Here is a 20,218-nt window from a genome sequence, read left to right on the forward strand (position 1 = left end):
AGAGAACAACTGACTAGAACCAGAAGACGTAGACACCATTACATCCCGACCGTAACGCGCGTCAGTCCGTCGCGTTTCAGTTGCCGGTAACGCGCCAGTGCCCAGAGCGGGAAGAACTTGCGATAGCCGTGATAGCGCAGATAAAACACACGCGGAAAACCGGTGGCGGTAAAGCGGGCTTCATCCCACAGACCGTGTTCGCGCTGCTCGCGCAACAGATACTCGATGCCGCGCGCCACCGCCGGATGTTCGACGCACCCCGCCGCCATCAGCCCGAGCAGGCCCCACGCGGTCTGCGACGGCACGCTCGGCGCGCGCTCGTAGCCGCGGTAATCGAGCTTGTAGCTGGTGCCGTCTTCGCCCCAGCCGCCGTCGTCGTTCTGGATCGACACGAGCCACTGCGCGGCGCGCTTCATGCGCGGGTCGTCATGCGCCATACCAGCAGCGTTCAGCGAACAGAGCGCCGTCCACGTACCGTAGATGTAGTTCATGCCCCAACGGCCATACCAGCTGCCGTCCGACTCCTGTTCCTTGAGCATGTAGTCGTACGCGCGGCGAGCCGGCTCGCTGTTGGCCGGCAGTTCGCCCAGTTGCGCGAGCATCGACAGACAACGGCCCGACACGTCCGCAGTGGGCGGGTCAAGCAGCGCGCCGTGATCGGAGAACGGAATGTTGTTCAGGTAGTACTGCGTGTTTTCCGGCTCGAATGCGCCCCAGCCGCCGTCGCTGCTCTGCATGCCGACCACCCACTCGCGCGCGCGGGCAATCGCCGCATCATCGACGTTCGACTCCGTGAGCGCCGCCGAGCGCTGCATGGCCATTGCCACCACGGCCGTATCGTCGACGTCCGGGTAGTACGCGTTTGCATACTGGAACGCCCAGCCGCCGGGACGCACATCAGGGCGGCGCGAGATCCAGTCGCCGCGCACATCGAGAATCTGCAGCGGACGCAGCCATTGCAGACCGCGCTCGGCGGCCTGTTCGGCGCGCGGCTCGCCGGTTTCGAGCAGCGCGTGCGCCACGAGCGAGGTGTCCCACACCGGCGACAGACACGGCTGGCAATATGCTTCGTCGTCCTTGATGACGAGAAGCTTGTCGAGCGATTGACGAGCAATCGCTCGGCTCGGGTGATCGGCCGGGTAGCCCAGCACGTCGTACATCATCACGGAGTTGGCCATCGCCGGGAAAATCGCGCCGAGTCCGTCCTCGCCATTCAGACGCTCGTCGACAAAGGCAACGGCCGCCTTGACAGCACGCTCACGCGTGTACTTCGGAAACAGGCCGTCGACCAGGCGAAGCACGTTATCGACGCCGCGGAAGAAGGTGAACCAACCCTGATGCTGATGCGGGGCACGCGGCAACAGCCCGGTTGTGACGGGCGCGCCGCGGAACAGTTCGTCGATACGCACGCCGCGCGGGTTGCGCGCCACCGGGCGCTTCGCGTTGAGCACGAGCAGCGGCACGATCACGGTACGCGCCCAGTACGACACCTTCGACAGATGGAACGGGAACCACTGCGGCAACAGCATGATCTCGACCGGCATCATTGGCACTGCATACCAGGAGACCACGCCGAACAGCGCGAGCAGGACGCGCGTGAAGACGTTGGACGCTTCTGCGCCGCCGTGCGAGAGAATCGCTTCGCGGGCGCGGCGCATATGATCGGCATCCTCAGGATCGCCAATCATCTTCAGCGCGAAGTACGCCTTCACGCTTGCGCTGACGTCGAGCGCGCCATCCGTGAAGAGCGGCCAGCCACCGTTCGACAACTGGATGCGGCGCAGATAGCGCGCGATCTTCTGCTCGAGTTCCACGTTCGGCTCTTCGCCAAGGTAGTGAGTCAGCAGCACATATTCGGCAGGAATCGTCGCGTCGGCTTCGAGTTCATAGACCCAGTGGCCATCGGGGCGCTGCGCCGCGAGAATCGCGTCGGTCGCGCGGGTGACGGCGGCGTCCAGCGTGGTGGCGGACTGTGTAGCGGCACCAACGCCTGCAGTGGCGGTAGCCGCAGCAGCGTCGGGCTCGCTCGCGGGCGAAACAGCGGCCATCCCGGACGCGTCAGGTGAGACGACTGCGTCAGGAGAATCGGCTGAATCGTCTTGATTGGCGCCCGTCGTCTGGGCAAGGGAAAAATCGTTCATCTGCGTTCCATCGGTTCGTTCAGCAGCGTATCCGCGGCCTTCTGGCCAGAGCGGATCGCTCCTTCGATCGTCGCGGGCAAGCCAGTGGCCGTCCAGTCTCCCGCGAGCGTCAGGTTTTTCCAGCGGGTGCGCGTGCCGGGGCGGCGCATTTCTTCGCCCGGTAGCGCGGCAAAGGTCGCGTGGCGTTCAGACACGACCTGCCAGGCCGGCATGGGTTCGAGCGGCAGGCTCGCGGCCTGGGCGACTTCGGCCCAGACCGTCTTCGCAAGCGTTTCGTGTGGGGTGTCGAGCAAGCGGTCGGCACCGCTAATCGTCACCGAAAGACGCCCGTCGAATGCGAACAGCCACTCGGCCGTGCCGTTAAGCAGCCCCATCAGCGGCGGCACCCCGAACGGCGGTTCCACGGCAAAGTGCACGTTGAGCGTCGCGCTAAAGCGCTGCGGCGCCCGCAGACCGGGCACAAGCGTCTGCGCGATATCCGGCGGCACCGCCAGCACCACCGCCGCCTGATCGTCGAGTTCGACGCGCTGATTGCCGTCGCCTTCGGCAAACTCCAGCGCGCTCACCCGGCCCGTGTCCGCAAACACAATTTCCTTCAGTTGCGCGCCAAGCCGTATCGCCGCCCCGCCATGCTGCAACAGACGCAGCGCCGGATCGACGAAGGCGCTGCTCAAGCCATTGCGCGCCAGCAGCGGCCGGCACGCTTGACCACCAGCCGCAAGCGTCTCGCGAACCATCGCGGCGGCCAGTTCGGCGCTCGCCTCGCGCGGCTCGTGGTTGAGCATCAAGCGGAGCAGCGGCCGCAGCAAGCGGTCCCAAAGCACTCCGTCGCAGCGCATGGTCTGCGCCATCGTCCGGCCGGGCTTCGCCAACAGCAGCGGCGCGAGCATCAGATAGTCGCCCGGATGGGTATTGGGCACCCGCGCGGCCTGATCGAAGACCCACAACGGCAAGAGTCCAGCCGACGGACGCACGGTCCAGCGCGCCCGTGTCGCCAGGTCCATGAACGGGTATTCGGGCTGAGTGGGCCCGACCAGCTCGTCGAACGCGCCAATCGCACGCACGTAATTCAGCGTCGCGTCGTTGCCCGACATCACCAGATGATTGCCACTGTCGATGGTCGCACCGAGCGTCCGATCGTACCAGGAGCGGCAGCGTCCACCCGCCTGCCCGGCCGCGTCGTATAACACGACCTGCGCGCCGCGCCGCTGCAATTGCACGGCGGCGGCCAGACCGGCGAGACCCGCGCCGATCACGTGGACGAGTTTCGGCATCAGAAAAACGCGTACCGGGCGACGATCCACAACAGACGCGCCTTAGGCTTGCTGACCTTGGTGCGCGGCAGATCGAAGCCGCGTTCAACGGTGCGATCGAGAAGACAGCGATAGACCCCGGACATGATGCGCGGGGCGCGAACGTGATTGCGCGGCGAGGCGTCCATGATCGCGTCGGCCTGGGCGAAATGCTCGCGCGCGCGCTTCACCAGCTTGCAGCAGACGCGCGGCAGCGACGGATCGTCGGCAATAATCGCGGGCGTCGTCGTGGCGATACCTTCGAGCGCGAGCAGTTCGCGCGGCAGATAGCAGCGGTTGATGTCCGCGTCTTCGTCGATATCGCGCAGGATGTTGGTCAGCTGCAGCGCCCGGCCCAGGTGATGCGCCAACTGACGGCCGGGCTCCTCCTGCATCCCGAAGATCCTCACCGATAAACGCCCCGCGGCGCTCGCGACACGGTCGCAATACAGGTCGAGGGTGTCGTCGTCCGGCGCGCAGATGTCTTCGGCGGCATCCATCGCCATACCGTCGATCATGGCGTGGAAGTCTTCGCGTTGCAGGTGAAACGTGTGGATGTGCCGCGTCAACGCGCGCAACGAAGCGCGCGGCGCGCCGGCATAGCACGCGTCGATATCGGCGCGCCAGCGCTCGAGTCCAGCCGAGCGCTCGGCACGCGGCAGGTCGCTATCGGCGATATCGTCGACAGCGCGGCAAAAAGCGTAGACCTGATACATCGCGTCGCGCTGCGCCGCTGGCAGGATGCGCATCGCGAGGTAAAACGAGCTGCCTGACGTGGCGGCAGCGGCGTCGGTTTCAGTATCGTCCACGACAAGATTGGAAACAGCCAAGACGATCTCCGCTGGGGGGCCCTCTGGAGGCGGTCAAGAAATCGGAAGCGTGCCCGCCCAGAGGGCAGGCCGCGCGCGCGGACACGCGCGATAACACCGGCAAGGGATACCGGAAACGGCGAAAAGTATAACAATCTTTGCGAGACGGCGCAGTTTGAGGGCGCAATCGGCCAATCTTGCGGATGACAAGGCGGCGCGGCGGCAGGCCGCGCCAGACCGGTCAGATAAAGGCGACCGAGCGGTTGCGGCCCTGACGCTTGGCGCTGTAGAGCGCGGCGTCGGCCTCGTTGATCAGCACGTCATAGTTCGGCACGCCGACCCGCGCCGATGCGCCACCGACGCTCGCCGTCACCGGTACCTGGGCGCCCTGCACCTCGACCGGCTCGTCGCCAATCGTATGACGGATTTTCTCGGCCACCTGCATCGCATCTTCGAGCGGCGTGCATGGCAGGAGCAATGCGAATTCCTCGCCGCCGAAGCGGCCGAACGTATCCTGCACTCGCACCACCTGCGCGACCCGTTGCGCCATCTCGCGCAGTACCGTGTCGCCGACGCCGTGGCCGAACTGGTCGTTGATCTTCTTGAAGTGGTCCAGATCGAACAGCAGCAACGACATATCGCCGCCGTAGCGCTGCCAGCGCGTGTACTCGTCGCGCAGGCGCGCTTCGAAATAGCGACGGTTCGCGATGCCGGTCAGGCCGTCGCGGTCCGCGTACTCCTGCAGCTTGGCAACCGCCTCTTCGCGCTCGCGCTGCACGATGCTCACGTGCGTTACATCGGAGATGGTCACGCACACGGCCACCACCTCGCGGTCGCGCGTGAGCGGCATAAAGGTGCAGTCCTGCTGCATGAAATCGACGCCGCCGGTAATGGGCCGGTCGTGGTCGAACTTGAACAGATAGGGCCGCTGCTCCCATGAACTGAACGCGAAGCTGCCGAGCTGGAACACGCTCTCCAGCTTGCGGGTCAGCCACACGCGCGGCAATTCGGGAAAATTGGCGAAAATCGACTTGCCGACCACCTTCTCGGCCGATAAACCGCTGTGATCCTGCATGAAACGGTTCCACATCAGCACGTTCATATCGCGATCAAGCACGAAAATTCCGAAACCGACGCGTTCGACAACGAGATCGCTTAGCGAAGCGGAGGCATTCATAGACTGGACAGCAACGCGTCGAGCGCGTCATTCATGTGCACGATGGACTCTTCGGCCATCAGCATGACAAGGTGGGCGCGGAAACTCTGGTCCTCGAGCGCGAAGTTGACTTCGACCAGCAACGCGACTTCCCAGCCGAGCAAACCGGGCTGAAACACGTCCTCGAGCGACATCGACTCGCCGAGCAGACCCGGCGCCGAAAATACCGGCGTGCGGCCAAGCTGCTCGAGGATGCAAGAGACGCAAGCGCCGATCAGCACATTGGCGACGTCGAAGATCACTTCCTGCTGGCTGACGGCCTCGTAGGCCGAACGTGGATACGGGTCGTTCACCAGCGCGCACAGCTGGTCGATGCTGCCGCTGCGGCAAATGACCAGGGCCTCGCCCTTGATGTCGGAGCGGAAACCCTGACGCACGGCGCTCACGGTCTCCTGAATGCCGGTCATCTTGCGCAGCGCCGCAGCCGCGTCGCTTACCTCGACCACCTGCACGCGCGGCACGGACAGCTCGATAAACGTATCGAGCAGGCGTGCGAGCCGCGTCGCGGCCTGGCCCATCGCAAGGTTCGCAACTTCCTGCAGCGCGTCGCGCCGATCTTCGTTGAGGACTGGCTCACTCATACAACCCGTACTCCTTGAGGATGGGTAGTACTGCCTCGGGAGTGACGGGCTTGGCGATGAAGGCAATGGCGCCCAGGCTGCGCACGCGCGCCTGGGCCATCGGCTGCACATCGGCCGACACGACGATCACGAACGTGTTCAGGTCCTCATGCTGCAGCGCCTCCAACACCTGATAGCCGGTCATGTCCGGCATCGTCAGGTCGAGGAACATCACGGACGCCTTGCCTTCGCGATACAGCGAGAGCGCTTCGCGCCCATTGGATGCGTAGCTGACGTCCACATCCCACTGCGGCGGCAGCGCCTTTGTGAGCACCTTGCGGGCAAGCAACGAATCGTCGGCGATCACAATGGGCAATGACATGGCGGGAGGGTGAAAACGGAATGGGCTCGGTCGGATTAACGGCCTGGATCAAAGTTTCTTTAGCGGCCCGGACACAGACCGGCCGAAGCATGCCTCGACGCGAGCGGGACTACCGATTGCATGAATGACGAACAGCAAGGGACGGCACACGCAGTTGCGCGTGCGATGGGAACGATGCGGATGCGTGCGTGCGCACGCGGGACGATAAAGATGACCGGCATGTTCGAGCCTACCCCAAAGGTGGTTCTGCGCGGCCGAATGGATGAAGGCGTACCCCAGCCTGTCGCGCGCGTTTCCGCGAACTCCTTCCGTCACGCTAGCAATGCGTTCTCGGGCTGGCCCTCGCGGCAAAGACGTCCGAGCATGGCGGACGCACTTTTTATCGTGGCAGGATTCTTAAATTATTCCAGCGAAAAGGCAACTCGCCAATATGGATTTAACGAACAGAAATCACTCACCATATGACAGTTTGTGGGTTTTATATATCCTCAAACGCAAGCTATGACCCGTTTATGCTTTTGTGTACGTTTGCGCTTCTGGATTCTTCGCTGTTTGGAGAAAAAACTTTCGCATCATTCCCGAGGTCTATTGTTACCGGTTTCGACAATCCTTCCCGGCAAATTCCGGGTTCTCGTATGATGGTAGGCGTAAGGTTTTCCGTCCCAGACGACAGTAGCGGTATTAAAGATGACATCCGACCGGTCCGACCCGCGCGACGCGAGTCGTCTCTCCGCTGAACGCGAAGACGAGGCGCTGTTCCCGGTCGTCCCGGAGCAGAATTTCCACGTCCGGCGCATGACGCTGATCGCCCTGCTGATCGCGGCGATCGTGCTACCGTGCGTCTACGTAGCGGCCATGGCCGTCAGCGATCTGCACGCCCGTGAAGCCGACGCGACCGATCTGACGGTGCACACGGTGCGCGTCGGAGAAGAACACGCGCTGAAAGTGTTCGACATGAACGAAGCGCTCGACGCGCGCGTCGTCGATCTGGTGCAGGGCCTCGACGACAACGGTATTCGCGCGGACGAAGCGCAGATCCATGACAAGCTACGCACCATGGGCGGCGGTTACCCCCAGGTCGCAGCGGTGTCGATTTTCGGCGAGGACGGCTCGCTCCTCGCGAGCAGCCGGTTCAGTCCGCCCCCAGCCGTGTCGATCGCTAACCGCGACGACTTCACCGGCATTCGCGACGGCAAGGTACTCGAACACGTCTCGAAGGATATGGTCGGCCAGGTTGCCGGCGAAAGTGTGTTCAACACGGGCGTCGCGCGGCGCAACGCTGACGGCGGCTTCGCCGGGGTGGTCTCGGTCGCCTTGCGGCCGGGCTACTTCATCGCCTTCTATCAGGAACTGCTCGGCGGCACCAATACGCCGATGACCATGAGCCTGACCCGCGCCGACGGCTCGGTTCTCGCCCATTACCCGCCGGCGCCTGGCCAGCCGACCATGATCACGCCCCACACGCAGCTCAGCCAGGCCTTAGCTCAAGGCAGCCACGCCGGGGTGGTCCGGCTGCACTCGGTGTTCGCCAACGACAACCTGATCGTGGCGTACCGGCGCGTCGGCGCTTATCCGGTCTACGTGTCGTGCGGCTACCGCACGTCGGCGATCTGGGCGGCCTGGTACCGCCATCTGAGTGTCCTGATCCTGTCGATGTTCACGCCATCCATCGTGCTGTGGTGCGTGATCTGGTTGTCGCTGCGGCGTCTCGGTGCGGAAGAGGAAGCGTGGGAGCGCTGGCAGGCCGAGGCTTCGATGCGGCGCTCGATCGAATCTGCCTACCGGCAGTCGCGCAAGATGGAAGCGCTCGGCAATCTGGTGGGCAGCGTCGCGCACGACTTCAACAACCTGCTGATGATCGTCTCGGCGAATGTGCAGATCGCGCGGCGGCGCGGCGCGCCCGGGCTCGATCGCGAGCTCTCCGCCATCGAGCGGGCGCTCAAGAGCGGTCAGTCGCTCACGCGCCAGCTGCTCGGCGTGGCGCGCAAGCAGCCGTTGCGCAACGAGACGCTCGCCGTCGAGCGCTGGCTGCCGGCCTGTCGCGAATTGCTGCGCGCGTCGCTGGGTGCAAAAGTTTCGCTCGTGATGGACATCGGCACCGACGTCTGGCCGATGCGCGTGGACGTCGCAGAACTCGAACTGGCGCTGATCAATCTCGCCGTCAACGCGCGCGACGCCATGCCCAACGGCGGCCGCTTCACCGTCCGGGCAGCCAACATTACCTTCCGTCATGAAGACGGCTTTCCGCTGACGGGCGATTTCGTGCAACTCTCGCTCGAAGATACCGGTGTCGGCATGCCGCCGGACGTACTCGCCCGGGCCTTTGAGCCGCTCTTCACGACCAAGCCGAAAGGCATGGGCACCGGCTTGGGCTTGCCGCAGGTGTTCGCATTTTGCGAGCGCTCGGGCGGCCTCGCCGCGATCGACAGCGCGATCGGCGCAGGCACCTCGGTGCGGCTTTACCTGCCGCGTGCCGCGGCGCTACCGGAGGTCGAACGCCCCGTCGAGCCGAACGTCGAAGACACGGGCACGCCGCAAGGCTTGCGCATCCTGCTGGTCGAAGACAACGACGAGGTCGCCGCCGGCACCGAAGCCTTGCTGCAGATGATGGGCCACCAGGTCACCTGCGTGTTCAACGCGGATACCGCGCTGCGCCTGTTCGACGAAGCGCACGCCAGGCAGAAGCGCACCGGCGATCCGCTGCCGTTCGACCTGGTGATCTCCGACATCCATATGCCCGGTACGACGAACGGTATCGACCTGGCCGAAGCGGTTCAGGCCTTCGAAACCCGCCTGCCAGTCATTCTCGTGACCGGTTATGCGGAAGAACTCGACCGCGCACGACATGTCGACGTTCGGGTACTGTCCAAACCGTTCGATATCGCCCTCCTCGACAAGCTGCTGCAGGATATCCAGCACGATCTGGCACAGAACAGTGCGCATTCCGCGAATTGACCTTGCTACGGCGGGTTTTGACGCTGGGTACGCCGGACTTTGAATTTTCGGCAGCGCAGCACGCACGGCCCGAATTACCAGTTGTTGTAAAAGAAACGCCTTGCCAGGCTGCAGGCCACCGCCTATAACCCTCTAACCCACGCGGCACATGGCTGTGCAGACGCGCCGCCTGACGCTGCGTGGGGTCCGGCACGATCGTTGCGCGTCTCGACCAGTAGAAGGCTCCGCGCTATCGCGGCGGCCGTCAGTAAAACGTCGGGAGACAGCCATGCGACATACCGTGATTGGTTTATTCGGCACTTACGCCCAGGCGGAGAGCGCGCGCGACACGCTCGTGCAAACGGGTTTCGCCTATGACGCCATCGAGTTGCAGGCCAACCCGGTGCCCTCTGCCGCCGACGCAGTCGAAAACGCCGGCGTGCTGGCCAATATCGAGCGCTTCATCTCCAGCCTGTTTGCCAAGGAGCCGCGCGCGCCGGAGGCAGAGCGCTATACCGACGCCGTGCGCCGCGGTGCGGTGCTGGTTTGCGTCAACGCTGCAAGCGAATCGCATGCGGAACTCGCCAGTAGCACCCTGGCACGGCTGGGCGCCACCGACATCGGTGAGCGCCAACCGGGCTGGGACACAGAACGGGACGAACCGGCCGCCCGCCGGGAAAACTCGGTACTCGACGAACTCGGCATAGGCGGCGTCAATACGCCGCCCTCTGCGAGCGTCGCCCCGGGAGATCCACGGCGAGGCGTGCCGCCCGTGCCTGCCGACCCGCTAGTCGACGAGCCTTTGACGGCGCGGCCACTCAGCGAAGCGGCCACGCTCAACACCATTGCCGCTGGCAGCGCGCCGGGGTTTGGCGCCGTGTTCACGCCGGTCGATGTGGCGCCCGCCGCGCGACGCCCGGAACCCATCGAAGGCGAGACGATTCCGGACGAGTTTCTCGAGTATGAAGAAGACTTCCGCAATCACTACGACGAGCAGTACGCGAGCGAGGAAGCTCGCTACGAGGACTACGTGCCCGCGTATCGCTACGGCGCGACGATTGCCCATGACGCGCGCTTTCGCGACCGCCCCTGGGACGACGTCGAGCCGGAAGCCCGGCGCCACTGGGAAACCACGTCACCGGCCGCGACCGATACGTGGGAACGGTTCAAGGCAGCAGTGCGGCATGGCTGGGATCGCGTGACGGGACACCATCACGTGTGACGCGTGAAGGCGCTTCGTGGGAGGTCGCGGTGGATAACCCTGTGGCCTCCAAAGTTATCCACAATTTCGCTGAATAACCTTGTGGATAAGTGGAGGTTTTGCCTTTGCAGTCAAGCACGTCTCCGGTCTGAGACGAATTAAGGCAAATGGCCGCTGTCGGAGCGTGGCGCGGTAGTGCGACGGAGCGGAAAAATGGCGCTATCGTCCGGTCACGCCGACAACCAGCAAGACGCCGGAATAGCGTCTGTTTTCTTTCGCCCGCGGTTACTCCGGTACGGCGATATCCCCATCCACAAGCTGCAAGCCGTACGTTTGCGCGTACAGTTCCGCAGCTTGTGCGTCTTCGAAAAACGGCATGTCCGCATGCCCCTGGAACGGGTAGATCGCCCGCCCATCGCTCAAACGTGTGACCTTAAGCGTCGGCACAGTCCCGCTCGACGTGCGGCGCGACGATACCGCAACGTGATAATTCTCCCGGCCAGGGCGATCGGGCTGGTCCTGCAGCGGCTGGCGCCGGGCGGTGGTAGTGGAATAGGCCATCGGGACGCCGCTCACAACCCGACGATCGACTGGCCGGCAATCATGCCGTCAATGACCCGTTCGGCGTGACTTGCCGAGGCCATCCGCGCATCGCCCGTCGTTCCGAAGGGCGAGCGGCTTGGCACGCGAAATACGCGGCTCGTCGTCATCGTGTCGTCCTTGCCGCGCCGGCAGATCTTCACCGCGGCATCGAAACCCGCATCGTAGTGACGCGTGCCGTTTGCTCCCCGAGGCTGATGCGGATAAACCAACGGATAAATCTCGAGTCCGCGGTAGCTTCTGATGATGTTGTTCATGGTAGTTGTCTCCCGTAAGTGGTTTGCCGGGTGGCGATCGCGGTATGGACGCCGCCTTTTGCGCGACTCACAACACACGACTGCGGTTTCTGCGGCAAACGGTTCTGCGACTGGCGCAGGGATGTCGATACGCGCAAACGAAGGTCGCCTCCGTTACGTTGGAGCAGCGGCCACGCGTAGTGACTTAAAGAGGGATCCTGATCGATCCGGGAAGCGCGATAAAGCGAAGACGTGAGGGGGTCGGCGCAAGCGCGCGAGAGATCAACAAGCGGTTGAGCCACTGTAGCACGTATGCACCCAAATGACGCGGGACATTTGAATGGTGGCGGACCGCGCGAGGATCGTTGCCTCGCGGCGAAAATGTTCGAGCGCCCCGTTCAAAGAGAAAACATTCAATATTGCCGATACCGCTGTCATAAACGCGCGCTTTTACCGACTTATCTGTGTTTACGTCGCCGCTGCAGGCAAATCCATGCTGAACTTCCGTCTGCTACAGCAGGAGCGAGCGCGAAGATGAGCGCCACGCCCCATCTTCGATACCCCAAATATCCACACATGAACACCATCGATCTTGCAGCGCGTCCGAACAGACGCGTTAAAGCGGCGCCGGGCCCGATTGGGGATTCAGTTGACGCTTGCCCGGACGCCGTACGGCGGTGGGACCGGGCATGAGGCAAACGGCGGAGCGGGGTTTCGACGACCCGGTTTATCTGACGCAACTGCGGCGCGATCTGTTGCGCTTCGCCCGACTGCAGTTGCGCGATGCAGCCGCCGCCGAAGACGCCGTCCAGGAAGCGCTCGCCGCGGCGTGGTCGCAAGCGGATCGATTCGCCGCGCAATCGGAGCACAAGACGTGGGTGTTCGGGATCTTGCGGCACAAACTGGTCGACACCCTGCGCACCCGCAAACGCACGGTGAACCTGTCAGCGCTCGACTCCGAACTCGACGACGAAGCGTTGCTCGACCGCGAGCTTTTCAAGGACAACGGCCACTGGTCGAAAGAGGCCAAACCGCGTCTATGGCCGACGCCCGAGACCGCGCTACGCCAGCAGCAATTCTGGCAGCTCTTCGAGATGTGCCTCGATCATCTGCCGGAACATATCGGCCGAGTGTTCATGATGCGCGAATTCCTCGATCTGGACACTGAAGAGATATGTACTGAATTGCAGATAACCGCCAATCACTGCAGCGTCCTGATGTATCGCGCACGGCTACGGCTGCGCACTTGCCTGACCGAAAAGGGCCTTTCCGGAGAAGATGCGAATGGGGAAATGTAAGCACATCACGCGGCTGCTATCCGACGCGCTTGATCGGCCATTGAAGGCCGGCGAGTGGATCGCGGTCGGCCTGCATCTTCCAATCTGCAGCGGCTGCCGCAACTACCGCAAACACATCAGTTTGCTGCGGACGGCGTCGCGCGAGTTAAGCGGGCTCGATGGAGCCGGCGAGGTCCATTCTGACGATTGACGCGCCGGCAAGCGACCGCAGCGGATTAGCGCTCGCCGGGCGGGATCGCGCGATACCGTTCGAGAAAGGCCGCGTGGCCGGCTTCGTTGATGTGTACAGAATGCCGCTGCGCGCCTGCGGGATTTTTGGCGAGCATCGCGCGCGGACGGATGGGCCGGGGCTGGAAATTGCCGCCGCAATTCGGACACACGTTGCCGAGCGTGCCTAACGCGCAATTTTCGCAGAAGGTGCACTCGTAACTGCAGATCATCGCGTCGGGCGCATTGGGCGGCAATGACTTGCCACATCCTTCACAGGACGGTCTCAGTTCCAGCATCGCATGCTCCCGTGTTGAGAGAAAGAAAAAGGCGCGTTCGCTGCGCCCTTCGATACGAGACAGTGTAGGCGCTGCTGCAGGGCAGGCGAGGTGCCCATCCTGCGGCAGGCGGGTACCAAGGTACTGCCACGGCGTGTGGGCGCGGTAGCGATCCGGCTTAGGTCAGGACACTCCACATCAAGAGCGTCAGCGCGAGTCCAACCACCGACACAATAGTCTGCAGGATCGACCAGACGAAAACGGTCTGCTTGAGTTTCAATCCGAAATATTCACGCACCATCCAGAAACCTGCGTCGTTCACGTGGCAGAAGAACACCGAACCCGCGCCAATAGCGAGCGCCAGCAGCGAATTGTGCGTCGGGCTGAGGCCGATGACGACCGGCGCGACGATACCGGCCGTCGTCGTCGTGGCGACGGTGGCCGAACCGGTGGCCTGGCGCAACGCGACGGCGATCAGCCAGGCGAGCAGGATTAAAGGCAGGTGCGCGCCGACCGCGATCTTGCCGATAGTCGTACTGATGCCCGCGACCACGAGCGCCTGCTTGAGTCCTCCACCTGCGCCGATGGTCAGAAGCAGCGCGGCGATCGGCGGCAAGCTTTTGCGCAGGATGCCGCTCACGCGGTCGCGCGGCATGCCTCGCGACCAGCCGAGCGCCACGATGGCGAACAGCACCGTGAGCCCGAGGGCAATTAGCGGCTCGCCAAGAAAATTAAGCGCGTTAAAGAGGAACGTTTCCGGTTGCAGCGCGAGTTTCGCGACGGTGCGTCCCAACATCAAAATGACGGGCAACAGGATCGTGATCAGCGAAATGGCGAAGCTGGGCGGTTCGGCCGTATCGGTCTGCGCGGAGAACAGTTTGCCCATTTCCTCCGGCTCGGCCACGTCCATTCGCCCGGACAACCAGATGCCGTAGAGCGGTCCGGCCAAAATCACCGCCGGAATGGCGACGATCAGACCCAGCCCAAGTGTCAGGCCGAGATCCGCGTGCAGGGCGCTGACGGCGATCAACGGACCCGGGTGCGGCGGCAGCAACGCATGCAACGTGGTCATCCCGGCGAGGGCGGGAATTGCAATGCGCAGGATCGGCTGCTGGGAGCGCCGCGCCATCACGAAGATGATCGGCACCATCATCACCAGTCCCACTTCAAAAAACAGCGGCATCCCGATGATGATCGCCACCAGTGCCATCATCCACGGCAGTGAGCGCGGCGTGGAGTGCTTGAGGATGGTCGAGACGAGCCGGTCCGCTGCGCCGGACTCGGCCATCAACGCGCCGAGCATCGCCCCCAGCGCGATGATGATCCCGACATCTCCAAGCAGCGCGCCCGCTCCCTTGCTGAAAGCACCTGCCACCGCTTCGAGCGGCAGGCCGGCGGCAAACCCGGCAGCGAACGTGCCGACCAGTATCGACAGGAACGGTGCCAGTTTGAGCGCACTGATAAAAACGATGATCAGCGCAAGCCCTAGTACGCACGACAGGATCAGTTGGGTGTCGTGGGGCGACCACGGCGCGAGTGTTGTCGGTAAATGCACGATGTCCCTTTGTGTTGATTGACGCGTCCGCGGCCACGCGCGGATGACGGCGATTGTAGCGGGCGTCAGCGGTTCGGCGTAGCGAAGCCGGGCGTAAGTGGGGGATTCAGATGAACAACGATTCGACGTTCTCGGGTGGCCGTCCGATGATCGCTCGACCATTGCGAACGACGATCGGACGCTGCATCAGGATGGGGTGTTTTTCAATCGCTTCGTATAACTGATCGTCGGAGAGGTCGGTGCGGTCAAGGTCGAGTTCTTCGTAGACGCTCTCGGAGTTCCGCAGCATTTCGCGGACGGGGCAACCGAGCATTGCGTTCAGCGTTTTCAGTTGCGCGGAGGATAGCGGGTGCTTCAGATATTCCACGATCTCCATGGGCTCGTTTGCGACGTTGAGACTGCTGGTGATCAGGTCGACTGCAGCTCGTGATTTGGAGCAGCGGGGGTTGTGATAGATCGTGATCATGGTGGTGTTTTGGTTGGATGCCAGCCGGCTGGAGAGCGGTGGCGATTTTAGCGTTGATTGTGGGGTGAAATTAAGGCTGTGATGGGTAGGGTTGGCTGGCGGGGTAGGTGTAGATTCAATCGCGAAGTTTTGTTTATACGGTTTTTTTGCGAAATGTTGGTGGCTAGCTTAGTGGCCGTCGTGCGATGTTGGTTTGGCTCGGGGCCGCTTATGGGTGAGGTGTCGGGAATGCGCCCCGTGGAAGGGCTCGTGGGTGGGTAAAGCCTCGCTGTTACGTAGCCGGGAGGGTGACATTGACAGTGAGAGGCGTACTGCCCCAGCAATGGTCCAACGAGGCTGGGTGCTCCTTTCGTCCGCTGGGCGATGTACATCTGCGACGGCAGCCCCCAGATTCTCGTAGCCGGCTGCGGTGGATCGCGTTTATGCGCATAAAGTCGGTACCCGTCGCTCAATGGCCTTGGCCCCGTTGGCGAACGACCACACGCTCGGGTGAGCAGTTAGGGCATAGCGATTGTCCCAGGCTTTCACCCCGTGAGGATGCGTCGCTCGGCATGGCGATCGGACCGCATTCTTTGCGAACCGTGGTATGCCTGCCGCCCGACTCGCGCCTGAGGCCGTCGCCGTGACATCATGCGGCCGATCGGAACGATCTGTTTATGCGCATAAAGTCCGTGCCCTGCGCGATCACCCCCTCCCCACCGGCAAGAAGCAGTAGGCCCAAGTCAGCCGCTAAGTCATAGCAATCTGCTCCCAGATATCACCGAGCGCGGAGGCAGTCATTCGCCGGCGCCTCCAACCCGTTCCCGATATTGATCGAGCTGGGTCAGGACACGGCCCCGCTCGACTTCCACGATCGCCGCCACGTAACCGCCACAGCACAACGTCATGTTCACGCAAACGGACCTCGCAACTATCCGTCCTATTCCTGTTGCGACACGCTTCCACCACCCACTCGCCAATCAACCGGCCTCTTTATGCGCATAAACCTCGGCCGAATGGCTAACGCGTCGCACGTTAACGACAAAACAGATTGAAATACAAATTCATCAAGGTAAAATCCATCAGCGTCTAAAAAGAGAGGTGAAGATTGGCAGCAGAAATCATCGCGGTAACTCAACAGAAGGGTGGAGTCGGGAAAAGCACAATCGCGATGCACCTCGGCGCTGCGTTCCATGAGAAAGGTAAGCGGGTCCTCGTCGTCGACGCTGACGGGCAAAACACTCTGGTCCACTGGACGAGCGCATCATCGGACAGCGAATCGGGCATCCCTTTTCCGGTCGTCAATCTCTCCGAGTTCGGTGGCCAGATCCACCGCGAAATCAAGAAGTTCGTCGGCGACTATGACATCATCGTCGTAGACTGCCCGCCATCCATCACCGAGAAAGTCTCCGGCGTCGTCCTGCTCGCCGCTACCGTAGCCATCATCCCGACCTCTTCGTCCCCGGCCGATTATTGGTCGAGCGTGGGACTGGTCAAGCTGATTCAGCAAGCCCAGTCAATGAACGAAGACCTGCGCGCTGTCTTTCTGCTCAACAAGACCGAAGAGAAGCGGATGCTGACCCGCGAACTCAAGCGTGCGCTGGAAGAACTAGGTTTTCCGCTGCTCAAGACCCAGATTCCTACCCGCGAAGCCTATAAGCAGGCCATGGCGCTCGGGCAGACTGTGCTGCAGATGAATGACCGCGGCGCCAAGCTCGCGGCCGCCGAAGTACGTGCGTTCGCCGACGAGATCGCCGCCCTGCTCCCCTGAATTTATGCGCATAAAGGACACTGAATGAAACCCTCCCAATTCGCCAAAGGCTTTCAAGCACGTCCGGACACGACGACCAGCGAGAAGCGGACTGCCCTCGACCGCCTCAACGCCATTGATGGCCTGGTGCAAAATGCTCCGAAGGTGAGCAACATCGCGGGCCGATCGAGTCAGCCCGTCTCCGCACCGCCCGCTACCGAAGCCGAATTGGCGGAAACGCTGAATGAATCTGCCGCGTACCATGCGTGGCGCGTCGAGAATGGATACCGTCCCGGGCAGGTGATTGAGATCGCGCTGAAGGCGATCAAGCCCAGTCCGTTCAATCCCCGCCACTTTTATCTGAAGACATCGATCGCCGAGTTGGCTGTCAATCTGGCAAAGCAGGGCCAGCAGCAGGCGATCCACGTGATCCCCGACTACGACATCCCGGGCACGTATTTCGTGAGCGATGGCGGACGACGGGTGCGTGCGCTCAAGGAAGCCAACAAGGAGTCGGTGAAGGCAATCGTCATCGATCTGCCGATCGGTCTCGAGAGCTACAAGCTCGGCTACGATCTCAACGTTCAGCGCGACTCGCAGACAGTGTTCGACAACGCGGTCGTCTGGAAGCGCTTTCTGGACGAAAAGTACTTCCAGAGTCAGAAGGAACTGGCCGAGCATCTGGGACTGGATGAGTCGACTGTCGCAGTGGCCTTGTCCATTGCCAAGTTGCCAGAGGTAGTGATGCAGGAGATGGTCGCAAGAACGGATCGCTTCGGGTCGAACATGGCCTATCAGGTTGGCCGATACCACGGCGCTCGCGGCTCGGACGCCACGTTGCGTCTGATCAACAAGATCCTCTCTGATGATCTGAGCACGCGCCAGGTTGCCGACATCGTTAAAGGGCGGGCCAGCGCGCAGGAAAACACCAAACCGGCGGGACGACAACGCTACGCGCAGCGTCTTGAGATCAAGCTGGATGGCGTGTCGGTGGGAGATCTGAAGTCGTATGGAGACGACCGTATCGAACTCCGACTGAAGGGTCTGTCGAAGGAAAAGCGCGACGACATCCTAAGGCAGATCGAGCAGATGTTGCTGCCGAAGTAACCTGTTGGTGCGGCGTCGCAACGACGCCGCACTGGCAATTAGCAGCTAGCAGGCTTCACGCGGCGCGGGACTGGCTCAAGGTGAACGCGAGCAGGTCGCCATCGGTTGGCTCACCCCAGGTCTTGCGGGCCAGCCAGTCGAAGAACGCGGTTTCAACAATCTTCGAGTCGAGTCCGCGACGGCGCCAGTCGTCGCGCATGTGCGAACCAAGACCCGGCAACTCGTCGTCCTCGAACGACCGGCGCGCAATTTCCCGCTCGTTTTCACCCTGTTCATCGTAGAGCGCCCGCGCTTCCTTGCGACGATAACCTGAGTATTCGCCAAGCAGGCGCGCCTTGAGATCGTCCGCCGGCGCTGCCACCGCCGCCTTGCCGGCGCTGCCCGACACCAGTGATTCGACTGGCGGCGCATAGCCTTTCTTCAATGCATCCTTGAAAAGCGCCGGTGCGCTGCGTACCGGCGGCAGCGAGGTACTGCGCATGCGCTGTTCCGTCATCTGCAACGCGGCGCGAATCCGGTTTTCCTCGCTATCCGCGTAAAGCGTCTGGGCTTCCTTGAGCGGAATTCCGATCTTGACCATGCGGTCGACGAGCGTACTGTCGAAGACGTTCGGATGTTCGTCGAGCGCCAGCATCGGCTGCTTACGCTCCGTCACGCGGAACTGGATCTCGGCGACGCGACGGCCTTCCCGATGTTCGATCAGCTCGACAAAGATGTTGGTGACCGCGTTGACTTCGGCAATAGCCGGCCGCAGGTAGTCGCGCTTGAAGTACTTGTACTCGCGCTTTGCCTCGTCTCCCGCTTCGGTGTCGGGCGTGCCGGAGAGAATTGGGCGCCACCATTCCCACGACTCGCGCATCGTGAGGTGACTCGGATTGGTCAGATAGCGCACGCAGATCTCATATAGCGCCAAGCCCGCGCTACTTCGCAACTGGCTTTGGAACTGCAGACTCAACCGCGCATACTGGACAGGGTCGAGCAGCTTTTTCTTGATCTTGGGTGCGAACGAGAATTCCACCCATACGCGCCGGGTAGTCGGATCTTCGAGAATTTCCGCGTCTGCGATTAGCGTCGAGATGCCCCATTTGCGGCCGGGCTTCTGACTGGAGGTGCCGGTGCTCCATTCCACCTGCACTGACACCATCCGCCGCAGGTGTTCTTTGACCAGCGCGGTATCGTTCGAGTCGAATGCCGAGTTGGCGACAATGTCCGAAAGCAAAGCGCGGTAGGTGTCGCCGGACTCGTCTGCCTGCTGGGCGACAGCAAGCAGAACATTGAACAGCTTTCGGGTGAGGAGGGTGATCTTCCCGCTCTTGGGCTGAATCGCGATCGCCTCGACGGCTTTGCGCAATTCGGCTGAGCTCGGGCTCACCACATCAGTCTTCTTCGCGCGCTTCGTCGTGGCCATGCGTCGGGTCGAGGAGGGATTTGGCGGAAGCATACCGGCTGTGGTGAAGCACGTCTATAGGGGCCATCTCACCATTCCCGGTGAAGTGAGTTTACGGATCGCGACTCACCTCGATTCACTCCTGAAAACTCTCACCTCTACTGTTTAAGGCCAGGTCGCGGGGTTCGTTGCTCGTCGCGGGCCAGGCAAAAGCCACCTGTTCCATGGTGCGTTGCGAAAGGGAGGGTTTCGCTCCCGTATCGGCTCACCATAAAAAAAAGTCGTAAATACACGACTTGATTCGCCCTCTTGGGGGTCGCTTGGTCCCAGGTTTTCATCCCGCCGGAAGAGTGGTCCGAGGGTGAAGTGCTCACATCGTGGCAAGCGCACCATAACCGGGCGGCCATATTAGGCACTCCCGCACGCACCCGTCCACGGAAAGACCTGAGAGCGGCGCCAAGGCCGCCATCCGGCCGTGCATAGACGGCGCGCTCCCCGGCACTGTAAGCAGGACAGGAAGGACGCTCGATCGCACCGAAGCCCGCTGCCAGCCGGATCGAAGCGGCATCCAACGCCATCCCGCCAGATGCAGACGGGGTCGCCGCTCTTATGAACAGAACGGCGATGCCTCTGCGGACGCAATCCTTTTCCAACCGCCCCCGAAAACCCTCACCTTAGCCCTCTCGTGAACCCGCGAAAACACGCGGCTCACAGCAAATCGCATAGGAGCAGGGCATCGAAACACTCCCGAAAGTCCTCACCTTTGAGCTCAATCACCCTTTGCCTTCAGCTCGATGGCTAGCGTGCACCAGCACCGTTT

At 62.4% G+C, this 20,218-nt stretch carries 19 protein-coding genes; 7 read left to right on the forward strand and 12 right to left on the reverse strand.

Annotated elements, in window-relative coordinates; genetic code table 11:
* Window positions 1-38 precede the first annotated feature (38 nt).
* The 6 genes from shc to P3T20_RS16830 form a co-directional block, all read right to left on the reverse strand.
* Entirely contained in the window at window positions 39-2,141 is a 2,103-nt protein-coding gene (gene shc, locus P3T20_RS16805; protein WP_429287413.1) for a squalene--hopene cyclase, read from the reverse strand.
* Window positions 2,138-3,415 (reverse strand): hydroxysqualene dehydroxylase HpnE, encoded by a 1,278-nt coding sequence (hpnE, locus tag P3T20_RS16810; protein WP_429287414.1) that lies wholly within the window; start codon window positions 3,413-3,415, stop codon window positions 2,138-2,140. The genes shc and hpnE overlap by 4 nt, the downstream gene beginning before the upstream one ends.
* Window positions 3,415-4,263: a presqualene diphosphate synthase HpnD gene (hpnD, locus tag P3T20_RS16815; protein WP_429287415.1), complete on the reverse strand. Its 849-nt coding sequence runs from the start codon at window positions 4,261-4,263 to the stop codon at window positions 3,415-3,417. Before hpnD ends, hpnE begins: the two co-directional genes overlap by 1 nt.
* A 220-nt stretch (window positions 4,264-4,483) precedes the next feature.
* Complete coding sequence (locus P3T20_RS16820) at window positions 4,484-5,419, reverse strand: sensor domain-containing diguanylate cyclase (RefSeq protein ID WP_429287416.1); 936 nt, start codon at window positions 5,417-5,419, stop codon at window positions 4,484-4,486.
* Window positions 5,416-6,039, reverse strand: coding sequence for a chemotaxis protein CheC (locus P3T20_RS16825; protein WP_074266917.1), 624 nt, complete (start codon window positions 6,037-6,039; stop codon window positions 5,416-5,418). Before P3T20_RS16825 ends, P3T20_RS16820 begins: the two co-directional genes overlap by 4 nt.
* Complete coding sequence (locus P3T20_RS16830; RefSeq protein ID WP_074266916.1) at window positions 6,032-6,400, reverse strand: response regulator; 369 nt, start codon at window positions 6,398-6,400, stop codon at window positions 6,032-6,034. The genes P3T20_RS16825 and P3T20_RS16830 overlap by 8 nt, the downstream gene beginning before the upstream one ends.
* A 120-nt stretch (window positions 6,401-6,520) precedes the next feature.
* Here P3T20_RS16830 and P3T20_RS16835 point away from each other — a divergent pair, with 120 nt between their 5' ends.
* The 3 genes from P3T20_RS16835 to P3T20_RS16845 all read left to right on the forward strand — a co-directional run bounded on the left by P3T20_RS16835 (window position 6,521) and on the right by P3T20_RS16845 (window position 10,556).
* Window positions 6,521-6,865 carry a hypothetical protein gene (locus P3T20_RS16835; protein WP_429287417.1) on the forward strand — a complete coding sequence of 115 codons (345 nt, stop codon included), beginning with the start codon at window positions 6,521-6,523 and terminating at the stop codon, window positions 6,863-6,865.
* 222 nt (window positions 6,866-7,087) lie between these two features.
* Entirely contained in the window at window positions 7,088-9,355 is a 2,268-nt protein-coding gene (locus P3T20_RS16840) for an ATP-binding protein (protein ID WP_429287418.1), read from the forward strand.
* A 268-nt stretch (window positions 9,356-9,623) separates the two neighbouring features.
* Window positions 9,624-10,556, forward strand: a complete 933-nt coding sequence (locus P3T20_RS16845; RefSeq protein WP_429287419.1) for a hypothetical protein — start codon at window positions 9,624-9,626, stop codon at window positions 10,554-10,556.
* Between the two features lie 264 nt (window positions 10,557-10,820).
* On the opposite strand, the gene P3T20_RS16850 is transcribed toward P3T20_RS16845, so the two are convergent.
* Both P3T20_RS16850 and P3T20_RS16855 read right to left on the reverse strand, forming a co-directional pair.
* A complete protein-coding gene (locus P3T20_RS16850) occupies window positions 10,821-11,096 on the reverse strand; it encodes a DUF6723 family protein (RefSeq protein ID WP_074266913.1) in 276 nt (91 codons plus the stop codon).
* 11 nt (window positions 11,097-11,107) lie between these two features.
* A complete protein-coding gene (locus P3T20_RS16855) occupies window positions 11,108-11,392 on the reverse strand; it encodes a hypothetical protein (protein WP_429287420.1) in 285 nt (94 codons plus the stop codon).
* Window positions 11,393-12,060: 668 nt separating this feature from the next.
* On the opposite strand from P3T20_RS16855, the gene P3T20_RS16860 reads away from it, so the two are divergent.
* Both P3T20_RS16860 and P3T20_RS16865 read left to right on the forward strand, forming a co-directional pair.
* Window positions 12,061-12,669: an RNA polymerase factor sigma-70 gene (locus tag P3T20_RS16860; RefSeq protein ID WP_429287421.1), complete on the forward strand. Its 609-nt coding sequence runs from the start codon at window positions 12,061-12,063 to the stop codon at window positions 12,667-12,669.
* Complete coding sequence (locus P3T20_RS16865; RefSeq protein WP_429287422.1) at window positions 12,650-12,859, forward strand: zf-HC2 domain-containing protein; 210 nt, start codon at window positions 12,650-12,652, stop codon at window positions 12,857-12,859. Before P3T20_RS16860 ends, P3T20_RS16865 begins: the two co-directional genes overlap by 20 nt.
* Window positions 12,860-12,884: 25 nt before the next feature.
* On the opposite strand, the gene P3T20_RS16870 is transcribed toward P3T20_RS16865, so the two are convergent.
* The 3 genes from P3T20_RS16870 to arsC form a co-directional block, all read right to left on the reverse strand.
* Window positions 12,885-13,175 carry a DUF1272 domain-containing protein gene (locus P3T20_RS16870; protein WP_429287423.1) on the reverse strand — a complete coding sequence of 97 codons (291 nt, stop codon included), beginning with the start codon at window positions 13,173-13,175 and terminating at the stop codon, window positions 12,885-12,887.
* 157 nt (window positions 13,176-13,332) lie between these two features.
* Window positions 13,333-14,709 (reverse strand): gluconate:H+ symporter, encoded by a 1,377-nt coding sequence (locus P3T20_RS16875; protein ID WP_074266908.1) that lies wholly within the window; start codon window positions 14,707-14,709, stop codon window positions 13,333-13,335.
* Window positions 14,710-14,815: 106 nt separating this feature from the next.
* Entirely contained in the window at window positions 14,816-15,175 is a 360-nt protein-coding gene (gene arsC / locus P3T20_RS16880) for an arsenate reductase (glutaredoxin) (RefSeq protein ID WP_429287424.1), read from the reverse strand.
* A gap of 1,087 nt (window positions 15,176-16,262) precedes the next feature.
* Here arsC and parA point away from each other — a divergent pair.
* Together parA and P3T20_RS16890 are read left to right on the forward strand one after the other, a co-directional pair.
* The gene (parA, locus tag P3T20_RS16885) at window positions 16,263-16,925 is read left to right on the forward strand and encodes a ParA family partition ATPase (RefSeq protein ID WP_074266906.1); all 663 of its coding nucleotides are present in this window, start codon (window positions 16,263-16,265) and stop codon (window positions 16,923-16,925) included.
* 24 nt (window positions 16,926-16,949) lie between these two features.
* Window positions 16,950-18,011, forward strand: coding sequence for a ParB/RepB/Spo0J family partition protein (locus tag P3T20_RS16890; protein ID WP_429287425.1), 1,062 nt, complete (start codon window positions 16,950-16,952; stop codon window positions 18,009-18,011).
* Between the two features lie 55 nt (window positions 18,012-18,066).
* Here the strand turns inward: P3T20_RS16890 and P3T20_RS16895 are convergent, their stop codons facing one another.
* Window positions 18,067-19,452: a replication initiation protein gene (locus tag P3T20_RS16895; RefSeq protein WP_367946968.1), complete on the reverse strand. Its 1,386-nt coding sequence runs from the start codon at window positions 19,450-19,452 to the stop codon at window positions 18,067-18,069.
* Window positions 19,453-20,218 lie beyond the last annotated feature (766 nt).

It is taken from the genome of Paraburkholderia sp. GAS206C (genome assembly GCF_050435645.1).
Lineage (GTDB): Bacteria > Pseudomonadota > Gammaproteobacteria > Burkholderiales > Burkholderiaceae > Paraburkholderia > Paraburkholderia phenazinium_B.

Bases quoted from the DNA above. Each gene is read 5' to 3' on its own strand.
- shc (WP_429287413.1), bottom strand. From the start codon at position 2,141: ATGAACGATTTTTCCCTTGCCCAGACGACGGGCGCCAATCAAGACGAT.
- hpnE (WP_429287414.1), bottom strand. From the start codon at position 3,415: ATGCCGAAACTCGTCCACGTGATCGGCGCGGGTCTCGCCGGTCTGGCC.
- P3T20_RS16820 (WP_429287416.1), bottom strand. From the start codon at position 5,419: ATGAATGCCTCCGCTTCGCTAAGCGATCTCGTTGTCGAACGCGTCGGT.
- P3T20_RS16825 (WP_074266917.1), bottom strand. From the start codon at position 6,039: ATGAGTGAGCCAGTCCTCAACGAAGATCGGCGCGACGCGCTGCAGGAA.
- P3T20_RS16830 (WP_074266916.1), bottom strand. From the start codon at position 6,400: ATGTCATTGCCCATTGTGATCGCCGACGATTCGTTGCTTGCCCGCAAG.
- P3T20_RS16835 (WP_429287417.1), top strand. From the start codon at position 6,521: ATGAATGACGAACAGCAAGGGACGGCACACGCAGTTGCGCGTGCGATG.
- P3T20_RS16840 (WP_429287418.1), top strand. From the start codon at position 7,088: ATGACATCCGACCGGTCCGACCCGCGCGACGCGAGTCGTCTCTCCGCT.
- P3T20_RS16845 (WP_429287419.1), top strand. From the start codon at position 9,624: ATGCGACATACCGTGATTGGTTTATTCGGCACTTACGCCCAGGCGGAG.
- P3T20_RS16850 (WP_074266913.1), bottom strand. From the start codon at position 11,096: ATGGCCTATTCCACTACCACCGCCCGGCGCCAGCCGCTGCAGGACCAG.
- P3T20_RS16855 (WP_429287420.1), bottom strand. From the start codon at position 11,392: ATGAACAACATCATCAGAAGCTACCGCGGACTCGAGATTTATCCGTTG.
- P3T20_RS16860 (WP_429287421.1), top strand. From the start codon at position 12,061: ATGAGGCAAACGGCGGAGCGGGGTTTCGACGACCCGGTTTATCTGACG.
- P3T20_RS16865 (WP_429287422.1), top strand. From the start codon at position 12,650: ATGCGAATGGGGAAATGTAAGCACATCACGCGGCTGCTATCCGACGCG.
- P3T20_RS16870 (WP_429287423.1), bottom strand. From the start codon at position 13,175: ATGCTGGAACTGAGACCGTCCTGTGAAGGATGTGGCAAGTCATTGCCG.
- arsC (WP_429287424.1), bottom strand. From the start codon at position 15,175: ATGATCACGATCTATCACAACCCCCGCTGCTCCAAATCACGAGCTGCA.
- P3T20_RS16890 (WP_429287425.1), top strand. From the start codon at position 16,950: ATGAAACCCTCCCAATTCGCCAAAGGCTTTCAAGCACGTCCGGACACG.
- P3T20_RS16895 (WP_367946968.1), bottom strand. From the start codon at position 19,452: ATGCTTCCGCCAAATCCCTCCTCGACCCGACGCATGGCCACGACGAAG.